Source organism: Corynebacterium ammoniagenes DSM 20306 (assembly GCF_001941425.1).
In the GTDB taxonomy this organism is placed as follows: Bacteria; Actinomycetota; Actinomycetes; order Mycobacteriales; family Mycobacteriaceae; genus Corynebacterium; species Corynebacterium ammoniagenes.
Genome location: NZ_CP009244.1, coordinates 2,138,296 through 2,157,224, shown reverse-complemented (window position 1 = coordinate 2,157,224; position 18,929 = coordinate 2,138,296). Strand labels below are relative to the sequence as shown.

Annotated in this window: 19 protein-coding genes; 11 read left to right on the top strand and 8 right to left on the bottom strand. The window is 56.7% G+C overall.

Annotated features, from left to right (window positions below; genetic code table 11):
• Nucleotides 1-114: 114 nt before the first annotated feature.
• Both CAMM_RS09895 and CAMM_RS09890 read left to right on the top strand, forming a co-directional pair.
• A complete protein-coding gene (locus CAMM_RS09895; protein ID WP_003847386.1) occupies nucleotides 115-525 on the top strand; it encodes an HAD family hydrolase in 411 nt (136 codons plus the stop codon).
• 1 nt (nucleotide 526) lies between these two features.
• Nucleotides 527-1,033 (top strand): DUF6912 family protein, encoded by a 507-nt coding sequence (locus tag CAMM_RS09890; RefSeq protein ID WP_040355411.1) that lies wholly within the window; start codon nucleotides 527-529, stop codon nucleotides 1,031-1,033.
• Here the strand turns inward: CAMM_RS09890 and rsgA are convergent.
• On the bottom strand, nucleotides 1,030-2,019 hold the full coding sequence (gene rsgA, locus CAMM_RS09885) for a ribosome small subunit-dependent GTPase A (RefSeq protein WP_003847388.1): 990 nt from the start codon (nucleotides 2,017-2,019) through the stop codon (nucleotides 1,030-1,032). The genes CAMM_RS09890 and rsgA overlap by 4 nt on opposite strands.
• On the bottom strand, nucleotides 2,012-3,286 hold the full coding sequence (aroA, locus tag CAMM_RS09880) for a 3-phosphoshikimate 1-carboxyvinyltransferase (RefSeq protein ID WP_003847390.1): 1,275 nt from the start codon (nucleotides 3,284-3,286) through the stop codon (nucleotides 2,012-2,014). The genes rsgA and aroA overlap by 8 nt, the downstream gene beginning before the upstream one ends.
• 9 nt (nucleotides 3,287-3,295) lie before the next feature.
• On the opposite strand from aroA, the gene CAMM_RS09875 reads away from it, so the two are divergent.
• On the top strand, nucleotides 3,296-3,946 hold the full coding sequence (locus CAMM_RS09875; protein WP_003847393.1) for an SOS response-associated peptidase: 651 nt from the start codon (nucleotides 3,296-3,298) through the stop codon (nucleotides 3,944-3,946).
• On the opposite strand, the gene ybaK is transcribed toward CAMM_RS09875, so the two are convergent.
• Complete coding sequence (gene ybaK, locus CAMM_RS09870; protein ID WP_003847395.1) at nucleotides 3,915-4,394, bottom strand: Cys-tRNA(Pro) deacylase; 480 nt, start codon at nucleotides 4,392-4,394, stop codon at nucleotides 3,915-3,917. The genes CAMM_RS09875 and ybaK overlap by 32 nt on opposite strands.
• 18 nt (nucleotides 4,395-4,412) lie before the next feature.
• On the opposite strand from ybaK, the gene CAMM_RS09865 reads away from it, so the two are divergent.
• Entirely contained in the window at nucleotides 4,413-5,015 is a 603-nt protein-coding gene (locus CAMM_RS09865) for a sigma-70 family RNA polymerase sigma factor (protein ID WP_003847396.1), read from the top strand.
• Entirely contained in the window at nucleotides 5,015-5,287 is a 273-nt protein-coding gene (locus CAMM_RS09860) for a hypothetical protein (protein ID WP_003847397.1), read from the top strand. The genes CAMM_RS09865 and CAMM_RS09860 overlap by 1 nt, the downstream gene beginning before the upstream one ends.
• Here the strand turns inward: CAMM_RS09860 and CAMM_RS09855 are convergent.
• The 3 genes from CAMM_RS09855 to CAMM_RS09850 form a co-directional block, all read right to left on the bottom strand.
• Nucleotides 5,284-6,438: a hypothetical protein gene (locus CAMM_RS09855; protein WP_003847400.1), complete on the bottom strand. Its 1,155-nt coding sequence runs from the start codon at nucleotides 6,436-6,438 to the stop codon at nucleotides 5,284-5,286. The genes CAMM_RS09860 and CAMM_RS09855 overlap by 4 nt on opposite strands.
• A gap of 151 nt (nucleotides 6,439-6,589) precedes the next feature.
• Nucleotides 6,590-6,664 carry a 50S ribosomal protein bL37 gene (locus CAMM_RS13240; RefSeq protein ID WP_095066802.1) on the bottom strand — a complete coding sequence of 25 codons (75 nt, stop codon included), beginning with the start codon at nucleotides 6,662-6,664 and terminating at the stop codon, nucleotides 6,590-6,592.
• Nucleotides 6,665-6,750: 86 nt separating this feature from the next.
• Nucleotides 6,751-7,011, bottom strand: coding sequence for a WhiB family transcriptional regulator (locus tag CAMM_RS09850; protein ID WP_003847401.1), 261 nt, complete (start codon nucleotides 7,009-7,011; stop codon nucleotides 6,751-6,753).
• Between the two features lie 471 nt (nucleotides 7,012-7,482).
• Between CAMM_RS09850 and CAMM_RS09845 the strand changes: the two genes are divergently transcribed.
• On the top strand, nucleotides 7,483-7,926 hold the full coding sequence (locus CAMM_RS09845; protein WP_171974894.1) for a hypothetical protein: 444 nt from the start codon (nucleotides 7,483-7,485) through the stop codon (nucleotides 7,924-7,926).
• On the opposite strand, the gene CAMM_RS09840 is transcribed toward CAMM_RS09845, so the two are convergent.
• Together CAMM_RS09840 and CAMM_RS09835 are read right to left on the bottom strand one after the other, a co-directional pair.
• On the bottom strand, nucleotides 7,916-9,154 hold the full coding sequence (locus CAMM_RS09840; protein WP_003847405.1) for an Rv3212 family protein: 1,239 nt from the start codon (nucleotides 9,152-9,154) through the stop codon (nucleotides 7,916-7,918). The two genes, CAMM_RS09845 and CAMM_RS09840, sit on opposite strands and share 11 nt — an antisense overlap.
• On the bottom strand, nucleotides 9,151-10,374 hold the full coding sequence (locus CAMM_RS09835) for a DEAD/DEAH box helicase (protein WP_003847407.1): 1,224 nt from the start codon (nucleotides 10,372-10,374) through the stop codon (nucleotides 9,151-9,153). Before CAMM_RS09835 ends, CAMM_RS09840 begins: the two co-directional genes overlap by 4 nt.
• 103 nt (nucleotides 10,375-10,477) lie before the next feature.
• On the opposite strand from CAMM_RS09835, the gene CAMM_RS09830 reads away from it, so the two are divergent.
• From CAMM_RS09830 to CAMM_RS09810, 5 genes are read left to right on the top strand one after another with little or no spacing between them, the layout of a single operon-like run.
• Nucleotides 10,478-10,702 carry a DUF3107 domain-containing protein gene (locus tag CAMM_RS09830; protein ID WP_003847408.1) on the top strand — a complete coding sequence of 75 codons (225 nt, stop codon included), beginning with the start codon at nucleotides 10,478-10,480 and terminating at the stop codon, nucleotides 10,700-10,702.
• Between the two features lie 21 nt (nucleotides 10,703-10,723).
• On the top strand, nucleotides 10,724-11,671 hold the full coding sequence (locus CAMM_RS09825) for a DUF3152 domain-containing protein (protein WP_003847409.1): 948 nt from the start codon (nucleotides 10,724-10,726) through the stop codon (nucleotides 11,669-11,671).
• 21 nt (nucleotides 11,672-11,692) lie between these two features.
• Complete coding sequence (locus tag CAMM_RS09820) at nucleotides 11,693-12,460, top strand: hypothetical protein (RefSeq protein ID WP_003847411.1); 768 nt, start codon at nucleotides 11,693-11,695, stop codon at nucleotides 12,458-12,460.
• Nucleotides 12,457-15,630, top strand: coding sequence for an ATP-dependent DNA helicase (locus CAMM_RS09815; RefSeq protein ID WP_003847412.1), 3,174 nt, complete (start codon nucleotides 12,457-12,459; stop codon nucleotides 15,628-15,630). Before CAMM_RS09820 ends, CAMM_RS09815 begins: the two co-directional genes overlap by 4 nt.
• Nucleotides 15,617-18,880 (top strand): ATP-dependent helicase, encoded by a 3,264-nt coding sequence (locus CAMM_RS09810; RefSeq protein ID WP_003847413.1) that lies wholly within the window; start codon nucleotides 15,617-15,619, stop codon nucleotides 18,878-18,880. Before CAMM_RS09815 ends, CAMM_RS09810 begins: the two co-directional genes overlap by 14 nt.
• Nucleotides 18,881-18,929: the final 49 nt, after the last annotated feature.

The window sequence follows — 18,929 nt, the reverse complement described above, 5'->3', positions numbered from 1 at the left end:
GGGACCTTTCATTGGAAGGTCCCAGGCGGTACATTGTGGGCTTAGCAAGCATTATTACATGAGATTGCGCTAGTCTCGAGTTAAATTTACTTATCATTTGGAGGAACCACTCACATGCGAGGACTGATCGTTGACTACGTCGGCGTCCTAGACGGACCGGACGAAGATGTAAAGCGTTGGCAAACCCTGCTCTCGGCCGCAAAAGCGAACGGCGTTGACACCGCGATTTTGTCCAATGACCCAGGCGGTCCTGCTGCGGAACCAATCCGCGAATGGGAATACAAGGGCATCGTCGATGCAGTAATTCTCTCCGGTGAGGTTGGCGCCGAAAAGCCTGACCGCGCTGCGTTCCAGGCTGCCGCTGATGCCTTGGAGCTACCACTGAGCGACTGCGTGATGGTCGACGACAATATCCTCAACGTGCGCGCTGCGGTAGAAAACGGCATGGTCGGCATGTTGTACACCGTATTTGACCGCACGAGCGTGGAAATCCAGGCAGTCTTTGACCTGGAAGGTGAGTTCTAAAGTGCGCGTATATCTACCCGCAACTTTCACCATGCTGGTGGAGCTGAACGAAAACAGCGAGATTTTCGCACGCTCCGGCTGGGGCTTTGCCTCGACCCAGGCATTGAAGGAATTTTATACTGAAGGCGATGAAGAAGAGATCGCCTACTCGGCTTTTCTCGAAGCCTCCATGGCCTCGCTGCGCCTGCTCGCCATCGGTGATGAACAGCATTTCCCGAAACGCCGCGTGGTCATTTCCGCTGATATCGATGACTCACAACTCACGCCGATGCCCGATATGGGCGACCCGGTGGTCAAGCTCGAGCCAGCCCGAGTAGCACTGGACGATGTCGTCTGTGTCCACGTGGACGTGGAAGAATCTGAAGCAGCCACGGCCAAGGCCATCGAGGTCATTGACACCGCGGACCTTGGCGACGAGGACGCGGAGCTCGCTGTTGGTGACGCCCTCGATAACTTCATGGCGTACTACGACATCAGCGAACTGCCATTCCTTGTCGAGTTGCTCTAATACTCGTCGTTACTGCGCAAGGCAGCTAAGAGGGCCCTGACCGCATCGCGTCTGCGAGCGGTGGAGGTGCCCTCTTCTATTTTGTCCAAGGCACATTCCGGATCAGCCGGTGGGCCAGCGTGCGTGCAGCCGCGAGGGCAGTCTTCGACGATGGCATCCAGATCGGAAAAGACGCCGAGAACCGTATCGGCATCAACATGCGCGAGGCCGAAAGAGCGGATGCCTGGGGTATCGATAATCCAGCCATCATCGCCTGGCAAGCGCAGCGCCACCGATTGGGTGGAAGTATGACGGCCTTTGCCCACGGCGGAGACCTCACCGGTCTCGCGAAAAGCATCGGGAACCAGGCGGTTGACCAGGGTGGATTTGCCTACGCCGGAATGGCCAATCAGCGCGGTGATGTGGCCAGAAATCAGCTGGGATACGGCGTCTAGGTCATCGTCGACGCCGGCTTCGACCACAGTGACGTTGAGATCCGCGAATGCCTCCGCAAAAGGAGCGGCATCAGCCAAATCCGTTTTGGTCAGGCATAAAATCGGGTGAACATCGCCCACAAAAGCCGCGATGAGGGCGCGTTCGACAAAGCCTTCTCGCGGTGGGGGATCTGCCACCGCGGTGACAATGAGCATCTGGTCGGCATTAGCCACCACGATGCGCTCATAAGGATCCGTGTCATCCGCGGTACGGCGAAGCACAGAGGTGCGTTCTTCTAACTTGACGATCCGCGCCAACGTATCCTTTTTCCCGGACGTATCGCCGACGACTCCGACCCGGTCTCCGACTTCTACCGGGGTCCGGCCCATCTCGCGGGCACGCATGGCGACGATCGTGGGGCCATCGTCAAGCGCAACGCCCCACCTACCGCGGTCTTTGGTGATGACCATGCCGAATTTGGCGTCATCGTGCGTAGGCCTGTCTTTGGTGCGTGGACGGGAGCCTTTGCCAGGGCGGACACGGACATCGGATTCGTCATATCGTCTAGCCATTAGGGTTTAGCATCTTCTCCCACATGCGGGCAAAGCCAGGCAAGGTCTTTGCAGTGGTCTCAATATCGTCGATTTCGACGCCCTCGACGCGCAGGCCGATGATTGCACCAGCGGTTGCCATGCGGTGGTCCGCGTAGGACTTCCAGGTACCACCGTGCAGGGGAGCGGGGCTGATTTCGAGACCATCATCTAATTCGGTGACGTTACCGCCAAGATTATTGATTTCCGCAGCCAGAGCCTTCAAGCGGTCGGTTTCATGCCCACGCAAGTGCGCGATGCCCGTCAGACGCGAGGGAGTATCTGCCAGTGCTGCCAATGCCGCGACGGTCGGGGTGAGTTCACCGATCTGCGACATGTCGAGCTCGATTCCTTGGAGGCGACCGTTCGGATTGCCGATAGCGCGCAGGTATTCCGGAGTCTGCTCGGCAGTTGCGCCCATTTCTTGGATGATGTGGCGGAAAGCGTCACCTGGCTGAGTGGTCGTGGCTGGCCAGTCATTGACGGTTAGTACGCCGCCGGTAACTAGTGCTGCGGCGAGGAATGGTGTGGCGTTGGAAAGATCTGGCTCGATATTCCACGTCCCACCTTGGATGGTTCCGGGGTGGACCTTCCACCAGTTCTCGCCTTCGTCGACGGTAATTCCTGCCTGGCGCAGCATGGCGACGGTCATGTCGATGTGCGGCATCGACGGCAAGGTTCCACCCTTGTGGCGGACAGTGATGCCTTGTTCGTAGCGAGGTGCTGAGAGCAGGAGCCCGGAGACGAACTGGGAGGAGCCAGAAGCATCAATGGTGAGCTCTCCGCCGGCTGGAACGCCAGTGGAGGTCACGGTCATGGGCAAGGTGTCGCTGGAGACGTCTACGCCGAGATCTCGCAGGGATTGCGACATCGTGGACATGGGGCGCACGCGTGCTTGCTCATCGCCATCGATTTCTACTGGGCCGGATGCAAGCGCGGCCAGCGGTGGGAGAAAACGCATGACCGTGCCAGCGAGGCCGCAATCAATGGAGCCGCCGGTGATCTCAGCGGGGGTGATTCGAACATCAGTACCGTCTGCTTCGATACCAATTCCGACTGCGCGAAGGGCATTCGCCATCAGTTCGGTATCGCGTGAGGTCAAAGGATTGCGCAGGAGCGAGGGGGAGTCCGCAAGCGCAGCCAAAATAAAGGCTCGATTAGTGATCGACTTGGAACCAGGAATCTGTTGGGTCCATTGAATAGGGCCTTGGGCCACGGGTGCAGTCCACGAATTTGTCATATCGTCCATAATAGGGGCATGTGCGGACGATTTGTTTTATTCACATCAGAGCTCCTCGAGCATGTCGGTGAGCTGCCCGGAGTCGAGGAAGTACACGCACCCGATGGGGTACCCGGACCGCGATATAATATCGCGCCGACCATGATGGTGCCGATAGTGCGAGTGCAAGAATCACTGGCGCAAGTGGACCCCGGCCGTTGGGGACTTCTGCCGCACTGGAAGAAAGACTTGGATGGCCCGCCGCTGTTTAACGCGCGTGGTGAAACTGTCGCGTCAAAACCGTCGTTTCGTGATGCCTACCAGGGCAAAAACGGTGGCGGCCGGTGTGTGATTCCGATGGATGGCTACTACGAGTGGCATGAGAAAGTTCCGCACTTTGTCTCACGTCCTGATGGCAAGCTCATGTGGGTTGCAGGGTTGTGGGCAACCGGCCTCGACCGATTGTCCGGGACGATGGTTACAACCGAGGCATTAGAACCCATGGATTGGCTGCATCATCGCCTGCCACGATTTCTCACAGAAGAGGAAATGCGGCCGTGGCTGGAGGGCGATATGGATGAATCCTTGCTACAACCCACGCCGAAAGAACTTCGGGAGATGTTTGAAGTCCGAGAAGTAGATAAAGCAGTGGGCAATGTTAGGAATGATTATCCAGAGTTAATTGGGTAAAGGGGGCATCGCAAAGCGAAGCGAGGTCTTCTGGTGCAAGCTCTAACTCGAGGCCGCGGCGACCGGCGGAGACGAAAATGCTTGCATGCTGTTGGGCTGTGGAATCAATGGCTGTTGCCAACTTCTTTTTCTGCCCTACGGGGCTAATTCCACCTGTCACGTAACCGGTGGCGCGTTGTGCGGCGGCCGTATCTGCCATGGCTGCTTTGGGCACGCCGAAGGCTTTTGCTGCCAGCTTGAGGTTGAGCTTGTCGGTGACGGGGAGAACGCACACGGCTAGCTTTCCGGTGGACAATTCGATGACCAGGGTTTTAAAGATTCTCCCTGGATCGCCGCCGAGGGAGTGCGCGGCGGATTGTCCAAAATTGCGGGAGCCGGAGTCAAAAGTATGGATGGTGTGGGCAATACCGGATGCTGCCACTACCTGTAGCGCTGGAGTTTGGGCCATGAGGTTAGAATAGTGAAGATGGCTGCCAATATAACAAGGAGGACGCCAGTGGCTGATTCTTTTGAGGAACAAGCGCTCCCACTGCTTGATCAGCTCTACGGTGGCGCCCTGCGCATGACGCGGAACCCGCAAGATGCGGAAGACCTGGTTCAGGAAACTTACCTCAAAGCGTTTAATGCTTTTGATTCCTTTAAACAAGGCACGAATCTCAAGGCTTGGTTGTACCGGATTATGACCAATACCTACATCAACTCCTATCGCAAGGCGAAGCGTAGCCCGACGGAGTCCTCAGCGGATGATCTGACTGACTTTCAGCTGTATACGACCTCTGGGCATGATTCGACTGGTTTGGAGTCCGCTGAAGTAGCGGCGTTGAAGTCCATGCCGAATCAAACGGTGTCCGATGCCATGAATGATCTCCCCGAGGACTACCGGATGGTGGTCTATTACGCGGATGTGGTCGGTTTGGCGTATAAGGAAATCGCGGAAATTATGGATACTCCCTTAGGAACCGTCATGAGTCGGCTTCATAGGGGAAGAAAATTACTGCGAAAGGCGTTGAAGGATGTAGCCCGTGAACAAGGAATTGGATTAGGACACCCGGATATGGAGGACAACTAATGTCGCAAGAAGATCACATGCGGTGTAGCTCCGAAGAAATCGAGCGGCTATGCTGCGAACTTCTAGATAATTGCACCTCTGAACAACGAGCAGAAGAAATCCGTGCGCGAATTTCGGAGTGCTCGTGTTGTTCCTCGCGCTTGGGCTCCGAAGAGGCAGTTCGGCAAATAGTAAAAGGGTGCGACGAATCCACGCATGCGCCAGAGGCGTTGCGTGAGAAGATCAGTTACCAAATTCACATGTCGCAAACTGAGGTGCGCTGGCAGGGCTAAGCCTGGTTCGCCAGAATATCGGCGATGGTTCCACGCCATCCGTGTCGAAAGACTGGGTTGGGGTTGTAATGGAAACGTCCATCGGGGGAGTATTTCCAGCCGGGCCAGCCTCTTTCGTCGCGCTCCACGCGCCCATTGCGCGGTGGGGCGTTGGGATTGTCATCATTGAGTGAATTATCCACGGGGCAGAGGTTTGTTAAATCTTCCCAGTCACGTGGTCGGCGGCTGTGAGCCCATGCTTCGATGTGGTGAGCGTGGCAAAAGATAGCCGGGGTATCGCAACGAGCACACATGAGTGTTTCTAGCATCACGCCGAGGCGGTGCGTGCCGGTGGAAAAGCGCGTATTAATAATCGGCGCTATAAATTCTAGCTTCGCTTTAGAGCCGGTCTGCGACACACCGAGGACCCAGCCGGTGTTGCGAAGATGGTAGTTGATGGCATCTTCTAAGGGGATCGATGCTCCCGATGCGGTGTTGATAACCCCGCGCTCCAAATCCACATTGGGATCTACAGACATGACTACCGCCGGTGAGTACTCATGCTCGGGAGCGCTGGCATTGGTGGTTTCACCGCGAAGAATGGCATTGACCATGAGATTAGCCATGGCCACATCACCGGTGAGTGATTCATTTTCACGCAGCGCTGCGCGAATCGCAGCCTGAAACTTCTCTTGAATCCGGCGAGCGTCTTCGGCGCGCAGCTTGCCCAGGAATCGCACCATATTATTGTCATCCGGTTTATGCGCGAAATTGATGCGGTTAACTCGAGCGGGGCGAGTCGGTTTCTTGGCCGTGGCGAGGATTTCGCGGAGAATATGCTCGGCGTCGGCGACGGATTTGAGGTGGCAGGCGCGCAGCATCTTGTCTAAGAAGGCGCGCAGGTCATTGTGTCGTGGATTGACCTTAATAATGGTGCCGGAAATGAGATGGAGAACATCCAGGCTGTGGCTTAGTTGTGCTGCAAGCGCGCGGCAGGGCTTGATGCGGGCGAAGGTGAGTTGGAAGCGCTTAGCTTGTGCTTGGCTAATGCCATCGTGGTGCGCAATGGTTGCCGCGGATAGAGAACCATGGCGCGCGGCAAATGCCTCAAGCAGCTCCCAGCCGCTGGCGGTTGCGGCGAGGTAGCGCGAGTAGGCATCTGTGTTGTTCATGGTTGCCACGATAGGGGTGGCAGGGGAGCATCGACAAGCAAATGCTTTCCGCCCTGTGGATAACTACGCTGACGCGTCACCGAAGTGGCGAAGTTATCCACAAAAGCCAAAAGACCCCATCAAATTAATGACGGGGCCTTTGGTGCTTGTCTTATGAGTTAGGACGCTTGCCGCGGTTAGCGGACTTCTTACGGCGATCCTTACGCTTACGACCACGCTTGCTCATCGCGTACTCCTTTTATTGAAGGTAAATGAACTTCTGTTAACTTTAGCGGCAAAGAACGCCGGAGCGTAAATCGGGGTGCGTTAGCCTTAGGCGGAAACGCGGGTGCGACCGCGGCCGCGATTGCGACGACGCTTGAGTGCGCGACGCTCTTCCTCGGACAGTCCGCCCCATACGCCAGCGTCCTGGCCGGATTCCAGGGCCCACTTCAGGCACTGGGTTGCAACAGGGCAACGGTTGCAAACAAGCTTTGCTTTTGCGATCTGGGTAAGTGCAGGGCCGGAATTTCCTACAGGGAAGAACAGTTCTGGGTCTTCATCTCGGCATACTGCTTCGTGGCGCCAATCCATGGTTTATTCTCCTAACAAGTTTTAAAAGACAGCGATTTCAAGCGTCGCGTAAAGCAACGCAAAAGATGTGTACGTGGTGTGTGCCAAGTAGTGGCGAGTCAGTGGGAATCAGGCTCATGGCCCGTTCGCGTCGCTGCGCCGGATTGTTTACTTAGCGTTAACCCCAAGCTTTCTCGGAGTTAAGAACTGATTAAACAGTTCGTTGTTTTTGCTACTTCGAAATAATCGCACGTTTCCCTACCGTTGGCTAGGGCTAAAGGTCAAATTGTGATCAACTTAACGGTTATCGCTGCTGGTGACTTAAGAATATTAAGCGATTTAGGCTTGACTTACTGCGTCGCCTTTCGTGATAACCAGCAACTTCTTCTTTCCGTGCTTGAGTGCGCTACCGCACCGCACGTCAAATCGCAGGTGGGGAAGGTGTGCCTGTTGGTTAACCACCGCGCATGCTTCCAAAGTATGATGTGCCGCGTGAGCCAAAAGAATGTAAAACAAGTGAAACCCGGACCAACGCCTCCGCCGTCCATCCGCTACGCGGCGATTCTTGCCACGCTGCAGTCCATAGTGGCCATCGGCTTTGGCCTATTTTTGATGGTGCGCGATTTGATGGGCGCGGAAAATGACTCGATGGTGACATCGACAAGCACTGCATCGCATGTCGGTACAGGCACGGCCATCTTTATCTTCATCATCTTTGGCTTCGTCATTGCGTCATCCTGGGCAATGCTGCGCGGAAAGCGCTGGGGCCGCGGCGCAATTGTCTTGGTGCAGTTTATTTTGGCCGCGAGCTCTTTTCAGATGATGTCCGGTGGCTCCATCCTGCTAGGAATCGTCACCCTGGCCTCGGCCGTATTGACGCTCTTTCTGATTTTCGTCGTGAAAAGCTCCGGCGAGTGGTTCGCGCTTAATTACTAGCGAGCGCGACTAATTCTCCCTCGCGGGCTTCGATGATATTGCCATCGGCCACTGCGAGATACACCTCGCCGTCATAGCCTTGGCGATCTACGGGGATCTGGCGTTCGACGTCACCGGTGGTCCAGTTGATGACATCAATGCCCTCACGGGTGGGTACTAACGCCCTGTCACCTGCAGATACTCCGGTGCCAATGGCTTGCTCAAACACGTGGGCAACGCGCAACGCTGTGGGGGTAAACAAATACAGGCGCTCACCATCAAACCACGTCATGTGGTGCGGCAAATCTGCTGTGGCCGGTGCGAAAGGCGACGCGGAGTCACGGATAGCCCGCGAAGGCGCGACATCAGTGCGCGAGGTTTCATTGCCCTTGTCGTCATAGGAGATAAGGGTCGGGCGTTCCCCCGGCACATAAACTGCGGCAGCCGATTGGCCGACGGCAACGAGCCGAATTCCGTCACCGTCGATGGGGACGTCCTGGGCAACTTCGGGCTCACGGGAATCTTCCGGCGTGGTGCTCTGAAATCGCAGGAAGTCCATATCTTCTGCCGAAGGGCAGGATTCAGAAACAACCAGCAACTCAGTGCGCGTTAGCGCCGAATTGATCGTACAGTCTTCATGCGGTTGCAGGTCAGGTTCTTGCTTGGCTTCGACATCGCCGTATTCCACGGTGCGCACCAGGTCAGAGCGCCATAATTCCACGCGTTCGGAAGACACGGTGCCCACGCGGTCATTGGACGATAGGGCAAGTACCTTGTCGGAATTATTCGCGCTGCGGGTATCAGCATATTCACCGGTAGCAGCTTCAATGGAGACAACATCACCGCAGCCCCGACCGTTGCGGAAGGATACAACCACGCGGTCCCAAGCGGTTGCCAGGGAACAAATCTCCACGTTGTCACGGCTATATGTCCACGCGGTGGAGCCATCCGGATTAGTCGCGGTTACGGCATGGTCATCATTGCTAATGACTAAACCCTGGCTCACCACAGGTTTATACACCCCCGGAACCCCGGCATTGGGGCCCCGAAAAGCTTCGGTCACACTCTCCGGCGCAGCGTCCAAAAACTCCGCTTGATGCTCAGCACCTGGGGGATTGGCCTGCTGCAAGGACGCATGCGAAATATCAGAGGTGGTAACGCTTATTCCCACCGCGACGGCGGCAATAGCCGTGATGACACCAACCGCAAGCCAATCAGATTTGGTGCGGCGCAGGATCGGGGCGTTCATCGGCGGCGCCCACCGCTTCCCGCAACCTTGCGCTTTGGCCCCACGGAATCTTCAGCATCAGCTGGGACGCCTAGCTTGTCGATGAATTCCGGCGAGGTACTAAACCACTGCGGTGGTTCGGGCTGCTCAAGGCCTAATTCGGAGTTAATGCCCTGCCATTTCAACAGCTCATCGTAGCCAACCAATGTAATGGCCGTTCCGGAATGGCCCGCGCGACCGGTGCGGCCGATGCGGTGAACATAGGTCATGGCATCATCCGGGACCTGATAATTAATCACGTGGGTGACGTCTTCAACGTCAATACCGCGGGAGGCAACATCTGTTGCTACCAGGATGGGCACTGTTCCATCGCGGAAACCGGCCAGGGCTTGTTCGCGCGCTTGTTGGTTTAAATCGCCGTGCACGGCACCGACGGTGAACCCCAGGTCAGCTAAGTCTTGTGCGACTTGTGCCGCGGTGCGCTTGGTGCGGGTAAAGACTAGGGTGCGCCCACGCTCTGGAACCTGCAAAATACGTGATAGCACTGGCAGTTTGTCCATGCGGTGTGCCTGGAAAATGATTTGCTGGGTCGATGCATGCGTGGGGGCAGAGGATTCCGCATCAGCGCGAATATGAACCGGACGATTCATAAAAGTTCGGGCAAGGCGCACAATGGCGCCCGGCATGGTTGCAGAAAACAACATCGTTTGATGCGGGGAGTCCTTCAAAGCCGCCAAAATCTTTTCCACATCGGGCAAAAATCCTAAGTCCAACATCTCGTCGGCCTCATCCAAAACTAAGACAGAGACCTTGTCGAGGCGGAGATTTTTGCGCTGATAGAGATCAAGTATGCGCCCTGGGGTGCCCACGACAACATCGACTCCGGCGCGCAAAGCTTCCTGCTGCGCCTCAAAATCGCGACCGCCTAAAATCGTGGCGATACGGACCGGGATCTGCGCCGCGGCGATAGACAAATCATTGGCTACTTGCACGGCGAGTTCACGAGTTGGAACCACCACCAGTGCGCGCGGGGATCCGTCCAGCTCAGGGACATCGGCGGCATCAAAAACCCGGTCTAATAACGGCACTCCGAACCCGTAGGTTTTACCCATGCCGGTGCGTGCTTGCCCGATGAGATCGGTGCCGTTGAGCGCAATCGGCAAAGTAAGTTCTTGGATGGCAAAAGTATGCGTAATGCCGCGGGCCGCGAGTGCGTCGCAGATCTCTGCTGCAACACCCATGGCCGCGAAGGTCGGCGAAGTCGTGTTGTTTACTGACACACCTAGATACTAACCGTCGGGGTTATAGTGGGGCTAGTAAGTGAAAAAGTTAGGAGAATATTTCATGGATATTAAGTTTGGTTTTGCCGATACCTCTCGTGAGCTCGTCATTCGCGTCGCGGGTGAACAAGACGCCTACCTGAAGCAAGTTAATGATGCTTTGGCGAATAATACGCAGCTGGAAATCGAGGATGAAAAGGGCAAGAAATTCATCGTACGCACGGACCGCGTCGTGTACGTAGAGCTGGGAAGCTCTAGCCAACACCAGGTTGGTTTCGCCGGAGTATAAAAGGCCGGTAACCTAAGGCACATGAATTCTTCTAGGCCTAGTTCTGACCACGCACCCAAGCGTCTAGAAGCCAACCCTTTTGTCAAAAAGGTAGTGCATTTCGCCGAGGAATTTGGGTGGTGGCGCGTTGTCGCCATCCCCATTTTGGCGGTGCTTACCATCTGGGTCTTAGTAGATATCGTGGTCGCCAAACCAGCAGCGAACTCGCAGCAACCGCAAGACAACGCCCCGGTACAAACCTCGCGACCGCACGCAGCGGGCGAAGAGGGCGAACAAACGGGCCCTGACCCAGCAGAAGTCAGCGCCGCAGTAGCTGCCGTGACCGATGCCCTTCCAGCCGGGGGAGCTTATTCCGATGGCGGCGATGGCACATTCCGCCCCGTTGGCACACCTGGCCAAGACGTCGGTGAAGGCAAAGAGATTGTTGTCCGTTATTCCGTGGAAATTGAAAACGGCATTGATACCACCCCGTATGGCGGCGATACCGCTTTTGCCACCATGGTTGATGCCACCTTGGCAGACCCCCGTGGCTGGACGGATGATGAACGCTATAAATTCGTGCACGTGCCCGCGGACGCCGATCCAGATACCCGCATTCAGCTCACCTCGCTTTCGACCGCCGCGGAGTTGTGTGGCGCAGAGCTAGAAATGGAAACCTCGTGCCATACCCGCATCACGGGGGAATCCACCGTGTTGCTGAATGAAGCACGCTGGGTTCGCGGTGCCATTCCTTTTGAAGGCGATCTGGGCAACTACCGCCAGTATTTGATTAATCACGAATTCGGCCATGCCATTGGCTATGCCGACCACCAGGCCTGCGGCGGGGATAAGGAACTTGCACCAGTGATGATGCAGCAAACCTTGTCTTTGAATAACGCTAAACTTCATGAGATGTCCCCGGATGAGGTGTACCCAGATGACGATGTCACCTGCAATGCCAACCCGTGGCCTTATCCACAAGCACGCTAGGGAGGAAATCCTGTGCCACACATGGCATCCCCACAGCCTTCTGAACAGGTCTTAAGCGCCTTTAATGCCAGCATCAGCCAGCCCGAAAAAATGTCATCGGCGTGGGATTACGGTTGGCGCATGGCCGATGTCGTTTTCGCCCGCGCCACAGACATCGCAGCATGGTCAGCGAAGCTGCGCTTGAAGTTAGAGATCCCCGGGGCACGCGTGGTGCGGCCGATGCGCTCTACTGATGGCCGCTTTGTCGTGGGCGGGTGGAAAGCTAACCATCATATGCCCGGTGAGCTGAGCAGGCGTGTCGATGAAACCGCGGCGCTGGCCTTGCGCTGGGATGAAGTCATGCTCGACCATGACGAGTCCCTGCCGCAGCGCGAGGATGTCTTTACTCGCGCCGAAGCCATTGCTTGGGAAGAAACCGGCGAGGGCTATCACGCACTTCCAGAAAACCGCCCGACCGTCATTGGCCATGCCGATTTGCTGGGCACCACGATTTACTCGGGCTCGAAGCCGCCGACCATAGTCGATGCCATCCCCACCGCCGCACCACGACCCAAGGGCTATTCAGCGGCGTTGGTCATTGTCGATGGTCTGATCGCTGGCGCCTGTGACGATGGCATCTGTGACCGTTTTGCTCACGTTCCGAGCATCGACCAGCTGCTTTTGCGCGCGGTTGCTTATCGACGCCACGTTAATAATCTGCACCCAGAATCCAAGTCGTACACCCGTTCGCACATTGAAAGGGTTGAGGAGTATCTGTTGTCCCGTGTCAATGCGACAATGGAGGCATGAGTCTTGAGCACCCTACGGATCTTGCCACGCGGCTAATCCCGCGTGATGATGATGTCACCCCGCGTACCTGGGATATTCCTTTTCCTGACGCGGGCTCTTATGTGGTCACCGGGCCCGCCGGTTCGGGTCTCACCAGCTTTTTAGCCGATACGGTCCTGCACCACATTGAGCAAGGCCAAGACCCCGACAGCATCTTGGTCGTCTCATCATCCAAGGAATCCGGCGCACGCTTGCGCGAGGATATTACAACACGATTAGCCGTGGCCAATGGCCAAGAATTTGTCTCGGAATCCGCGATTGTCCGCTCCGTGCACTCGCTGGCTTTTGCGCTGTTGCGCCTTGATAGTGACGAAGAAATTCGTCTGATCACCGGCGCTGAGCAAGACGCCGTGATTCGCGAATTACTCCAAGGACACGTGGACAATAACGCAGGGCAGTGGCCCGCTGATATTCGCCCCGCGCTGGGCTATGTGGGGTTTGCCCGCCAGCTGCGTGACTTTTTGCTGCGCGCCATCGAAAGGCAGCAAACGCCGGACTCTCTGATTGCATTAGGCAAGCAATACTCCCAACCCATGTGGACTGCCGCTGGGCACTTCCTGCGCGAATATGAGCAAGTCATGGCGCTATCGGGCATGCATTCTTATTCCGCTGCTGAGCTGGTTACCCAAGTGTTATTGCGCGAACATCTGACGCAATCGCATCAGTGGGAGACGATTATCGTCGATGAAGCACAATTGCTTGATCCGACTTCTGGTGAATTAATTCGCCGTCTAGCGGACACTGCCAAACTTGTGGTCATCGGCGGCGATCCCAACCAAGCGGTCTTCGCCTTCCGTGGTGCAACAACGGATTTTCTGGATACCTTCCCCGCGCAGCACCGCATCGAATTGCCTGCACCACTGCGCACCCCGGAACCAGCATGCGTGAGCATCGTTGATTCCGAGCGCACGCAGCGTGATGTGCTGGCGGACTTTATTCGCCGACGCCACCTCGATGATGGGGTGGCCTGGAAAGACATCGCCTGCATCGTTCGCTCGTCCGGTGATTTAGGCCCTGTGCGCCGCACCCTGCTCGCGGCCGGCGTACCGGTGCACATCAACCCCACCGACGTGGTGCTGTCGGAACAGCGCCTCGTCGCTGCCACTTTGTTGGCTGTGCGCGCGTTGGAAAACCCTCTGCCGAATAAGGAGCTCGAAGAACTTCTTACCGGTCCGATTGGTGGCGCAGACCCCGTCGGCTTGCGCCGGTTGATTCGCGCGCTGCGCCGCTGGAACCCTGAGGCACGCGGCATGGATATGCTCCGGGACATCCTTGAGCACGAAGTCATTGAGGACTCTTTGCTCGAGGTATTAAATAAATATGAAAAGAGCACCTTAGAGCGCATCATCGGCATTTTGTCTGCCGGGCGTGAAGTACTGCAGAAGTACGGCTCGCCGGAGGAAGTCCTCTGGGCCATTTGGGCCAAGACTGACCTGGCTAATCGCTTGCGTAATTCTTCCCTGCGCGGTGGCGCCACGGGGTCTCAAGCAGATCGGGACCTGGACGCCATGATGGCGCTTTTCGATGCCGCCGGTGACTACTCCGAACGTCGCCCCGGCGCCGATCTTGCAGCCTTTATCGACCACATCACCGAACAAGTCCTGCCCACTGGCGTTCGCGATCGGCGCACGGCTGTGCCGGATGCCGTGAGCATCTTAACCGCGCACGGTGCGGTGGGCCGTGAGTTCGATTCTGTGGCAGTAGTAGGTGCCCAAGAAAGCCAGTGGCCAGCACTCGGGGAGACGGGCACTATCTTCGCGCAGGAAGAACTTATTGACTTAGTAGATCGCGGCATTGACCCCAGCATTCCGGTTAACAGTATCTCCGACCGCCTGCACGAAGAACGCCGCCTTTTCCATGTAGCGACCACGCGTCATACCGCGCGCATGTTGTTGGTAGCAGTGGATAACCCGGACGGTGATGAGGTCGCGGAGCCATCACGCTTTATCGATGAATTTGCAAACCGGCCGGGCCATCACCGCAACCTGCCTGAGCTATTGCAGCGACTCGAGCGGCAAGAAGCCTTCCGCAAGCAGCTTCTAGCACGTGAGATGGGCTTGGAACCACCAGCAACGCCTGAAGCACATGAAGTTGATAAAGAAATCGACCCTTTGCAGGTCTCCGTGTTGTCTGTTTCCGCGTTTATCGCACAGATGCGCACGGTCGTCGGCGATCCCGAGGCTACGGAAAGTGCGCGCGCCCAAGCTGCCCGCCAGCTGGCGCGTTTGGCAGAAGAAGGCGTCCCTGGCGCGGATCCCTCGCAGTGGTGGGCTACGCAAACAGTCGCCGAGGAACGCGTTCTTACTACCAACCCGCGCCTGAGCCCGTCGCGCATTGAGGCATTGTTGAAATGTCCGCTGAATGCGATGTTGAGTGATGCCGCGGATAATAACAGCGACAAGTACCACATGGTCCGCGGTAATTTGGCGCACGCATATATGGAAGCCATTGGCCGCGGGGCGGACGAAGAGCTAGCGCGCCGGGAAACTGTGGCTGCATTCGAGCAGATTCAGACCTCGCCGACGTGGAAGCGCCCGCAAGAGCGCGCGGATTTTGAAGGGCTGTTGCAGCGAACCTACCAGTGGATTCAAGAAACTCGCGACGCATTAGAGCTTGTCGATGTCGAGGTGCGCGTCAGCGTCGAAACCCAGCCCGGAGTACGGGTCAGCGGCTATATCGACCGCTTAGAACGCGCTCGTGCCGAAGAAGGCGCGGACACTGAAGAGGGTGGCTTGCGCGTGATTGACTTGAAGACGGGTTCGTATAAACCCTCCGATGAGGAAACCTCGCAGCATCCGCAATTGCTGGCGTATCAGCTGGTCTTAGCTCACGGTGCTTTGCGCCAGGATGAGCAGGGCACCCAAGTTGTTTCCGGTGAAGACGGGGAAGTACGCGATGGCGCCACCTTGGTCTTTCCTGGAACCGATACCGTCAAGATTGCTACTGCGGAACAAGCCCGAAAAGAAGATGCAGAACTGGCGGAGTTTGCGGAGAAATTGCCGCCATTATTGGATGAATTAGCAGGACCGCGGGTGACTGCCACGATTAGTTCTGAGTGTGAACGCTGCCCATTGATTTCAATTTGCCCGGTGCAGGCGCAAGGAAAGGTGACCACGGATGTCAACTCCTAAATTTTCTCCCGCAGATATCGCTGCGGCGGTGGGAAAGAAATTCGCGCCCACCGCAGAACAAGCCACGGTTATTGAAGGTGGCCTGGGACCGAAGCTGGTCACCGCCGGCGCCGGCGCGGGCAAAACAGAGACCATGGCCTCGCGTGTGGTGTCGTTGGTGGCCAATGGTTATGTTCGCCCCGAGCAAGTACTGGGACTAACCTTTACCCGCAAAGCCGCCCAGCAGCTGGAACAAAGAATCCGAAACTCGCTGATCCAGTTGCGCGATACCGGCCTGTTCGCACCCGGCAGCGACGTCGCGCAGGCGTTGGAATCTATTGCACCGAAGGTGATGACATATGACGCATATGCCGGAGAATTGGTCAGTGAATATGGCCTGTACTTACCGGTAGAACCCAGCGCGCGGTTGATTACTGATGCTGAGCGCTTTGCCATCGCGCACGAGATTGTCAGCAACCATTCCGGCGAAATGACCACGACGACATCGGTGGCCACGGTGGCGCAAAACGTGCTGAAGTTGGCGGACAATATGGGCAATGTGCTCATGAGCCAGGACGATATTCGAGAACACGCGCGCATCATGCTTAGCGATGCCACGGAATTGCCGAAGGCACGAAAAAGCGGGCCGGAATTTTCCAAAGATCTGCAAAAGATTTTGGACGTGCAAAAAATCCGCGTGGAGTATTTGGAGCTCGTTGAAGAACTGCAGCGTCAACAGCACGAACTTGGTGTGGTCAGCTTCGGGGAGCAAATGACTTTCGCAGCGCGTGTGGCCTCTGCACAGCCGGGCATCGGAGCGATTCAGCGCCAGCGCTACCGCGTGGTCATGCTGGATGAATACCAGGACACCTCGCACTCACAGCGGGTGTTGTTGCGTAGTCTTTTTGGCGGTACGCCGCATCCGGAGTTGTCCGTCACGGCCGTCGGTGATCCGATGCAGGCTATTTATGGCTGGCGTGGAGCTACGACAGAAAACCTCAACGCGTTTATCCGGGACTTCCCACTCGAAGATGACACCCCGGCGCCACAGGACCAATTGACCGTGTCCTGGCGCAATCCCTCCCGCGTGCTGGAGCTAGCCAATGTCGTCGCTGACGATATCTTCGCCGGAGCACATCCACGGCCTGTGGACAGGCTCAGTGCCCGGCCCGGCGCCGATGAGGGAGATGTGCAGCTGGGCTATTTTGAAACCCAGGAACAAGAACGCGAATTCGTCGCGTTGCACATGAAGAAAATCTACGAGCAATCCCAACAAGTCGAGATTGATGACACAGGACGTGCGACAAAGAAAAGTCTGAGCGCAGCTATTTTGGTGCGTACCAACCGGCACGCGGCAGAAATCGGCCGACACTTACAAGCCCATGGCGTGCCCTATGAAATTGTCGGGCTCGGCGGATTGCTGTGGGAGCCCGAAATCCAAGACATGGTCGCTATTGCCACCATGTTGGTGCGGCCCCAAGACTCAGCCGCGGCCTTGCGCATCCTCGCTGGACCACTGTGCGGGCTGGGCATGACCGATATCAACGCCTTGCATAAGCGCGTGGAAAATATGACCGGTGCTGCGGAAGAGCGCATCGTGTATTCACCAGGTGATGACCCGCTAGACCACCTGCGCGCACAGCTGCAGCAACAGGTAGACAATGCAACGACCAAGCGCCCCGAGCAAATACTGGGCTTAGCCGACGCGGTGGCCGATATGGGCGAGGCGGAGCGGTATACCGATGAGGGGCGAGAGCGCATCGAAAAGCTTGCATCGAAGCTGCGCCACCTGCGTGGTTATTCTTTGGGCAAATCCTTAAGTGACTTGTTTGCGGATATTGAAACTACCTTCAACCTGCGCACCGAGGTCCTGGCGCGTGATAGCGTCGGTGGTGCCACCCACTTGGATAAATTTGCCGATATTGTTGCCAGCTACCAAGGCGATACCGTGGGCGGGCTGCTGGACTACCTGGACCTTGCGCGCGAGCATGAAAATGGCCTGGACCCGGGAGAAGTCCCAGCGGTTGATGACCGCGTCTTGGTGTTGACCGTGCACAAATCAAAGGGTCTGGAATGGGAGCATGTCTGCGTCCTGCATGCTGATTCCACGACCTATGGCGCGAAAGCCAATAGCTTTATTACCAAGGTGGAGCAAGTACCTGATGAAGATGACGTGATTGAACCTGAGCCACAGTATGACAAAAATGGTGAGCCTAAACCCATCACGCGTACCGATTACGGCAAAGCGGCCAAGGCTTTGGAACAGCAATACAAGGCAGATAATGCCGAAGAATCCGCGCGTTTGTTTTATGTGGCTATGACGCGCACGGAAAAGTCCTTGACGGTAACCGGTGGTGGCACCAATAGCTTTAAGCCCGGACATGGTTCGAAGAAGGGACCTTATCTCTACCTGGAGATGTTGGCCGAAAAATTCCCCGACCTGGTGGTGGAGTGGACCGTGCCCGACGAAGAACCGGAAGATGCGACTGGCCAAGGCCTGGAATCGGGAGTATTTCCTTTCCTCGAGCCCACGCCCGCGGCGGTGCGTGGTGCAAAACTCGTGGAAGCTGCTCGCGCGGATTTGCCCGAGGCGCAATCGGGTGAGGAGTTTGGCCTGTGGGAAAGCGATGCCACGGCCTTGATTGAAGAACACCGCGCGCTGACAACACCGGTGTTAGAAGTGCCGATGCCCAGTGAGCTCACTGCCTCCGACGTGGTCAATTTGGCCACTGACCCGGATGAGTTTGCCCGCCGTCGCCGCCGTCCCGTGCCCTTTAAACCCAACTCTTATGCCAAGCGCGGTACGGCCTTCCACTCGTGGTTGGAAGAACGCTTTGGCATGGAGGCCTTGCTGGAAGAAGATGAGCTGCCAGGAACCGGCGAAGTGCCCGTGGCTGATGTGGAAGCGCTCAAGGAGAAATTCCTAGAATCCGAATGGGCCAACCGCAGCCCGTATGCGGTGGAAACACCGTTTCGGTTCAACTCTGGTGGACAGATTCTCAACGGCCGCATGGATGCCGTATTCAAGGAGCCAGATGGTTCCTGGTTTGTGGTGGACTGGAAAACCGGCCGGCCGCCACAAGGCCGCGATATGGAACATGCGGCGCTGCAGTTGGCCATCTACCGGGAAGGCTGGCGCAGAATTATCGCCGATGGCCAACCCATTCGGGCGGGGTTTCACTATGTTTCGGATAATTTCACCTTTGAACCTCGTAATCTGCCCGACGGGGAGGAACTTGCGCGACTATTGTCTACGGTGACTACAAAGTAGGTATATGCTTATCAGTCTTAACGGCCTCTAGAACGCAGAAAGGAAGGCG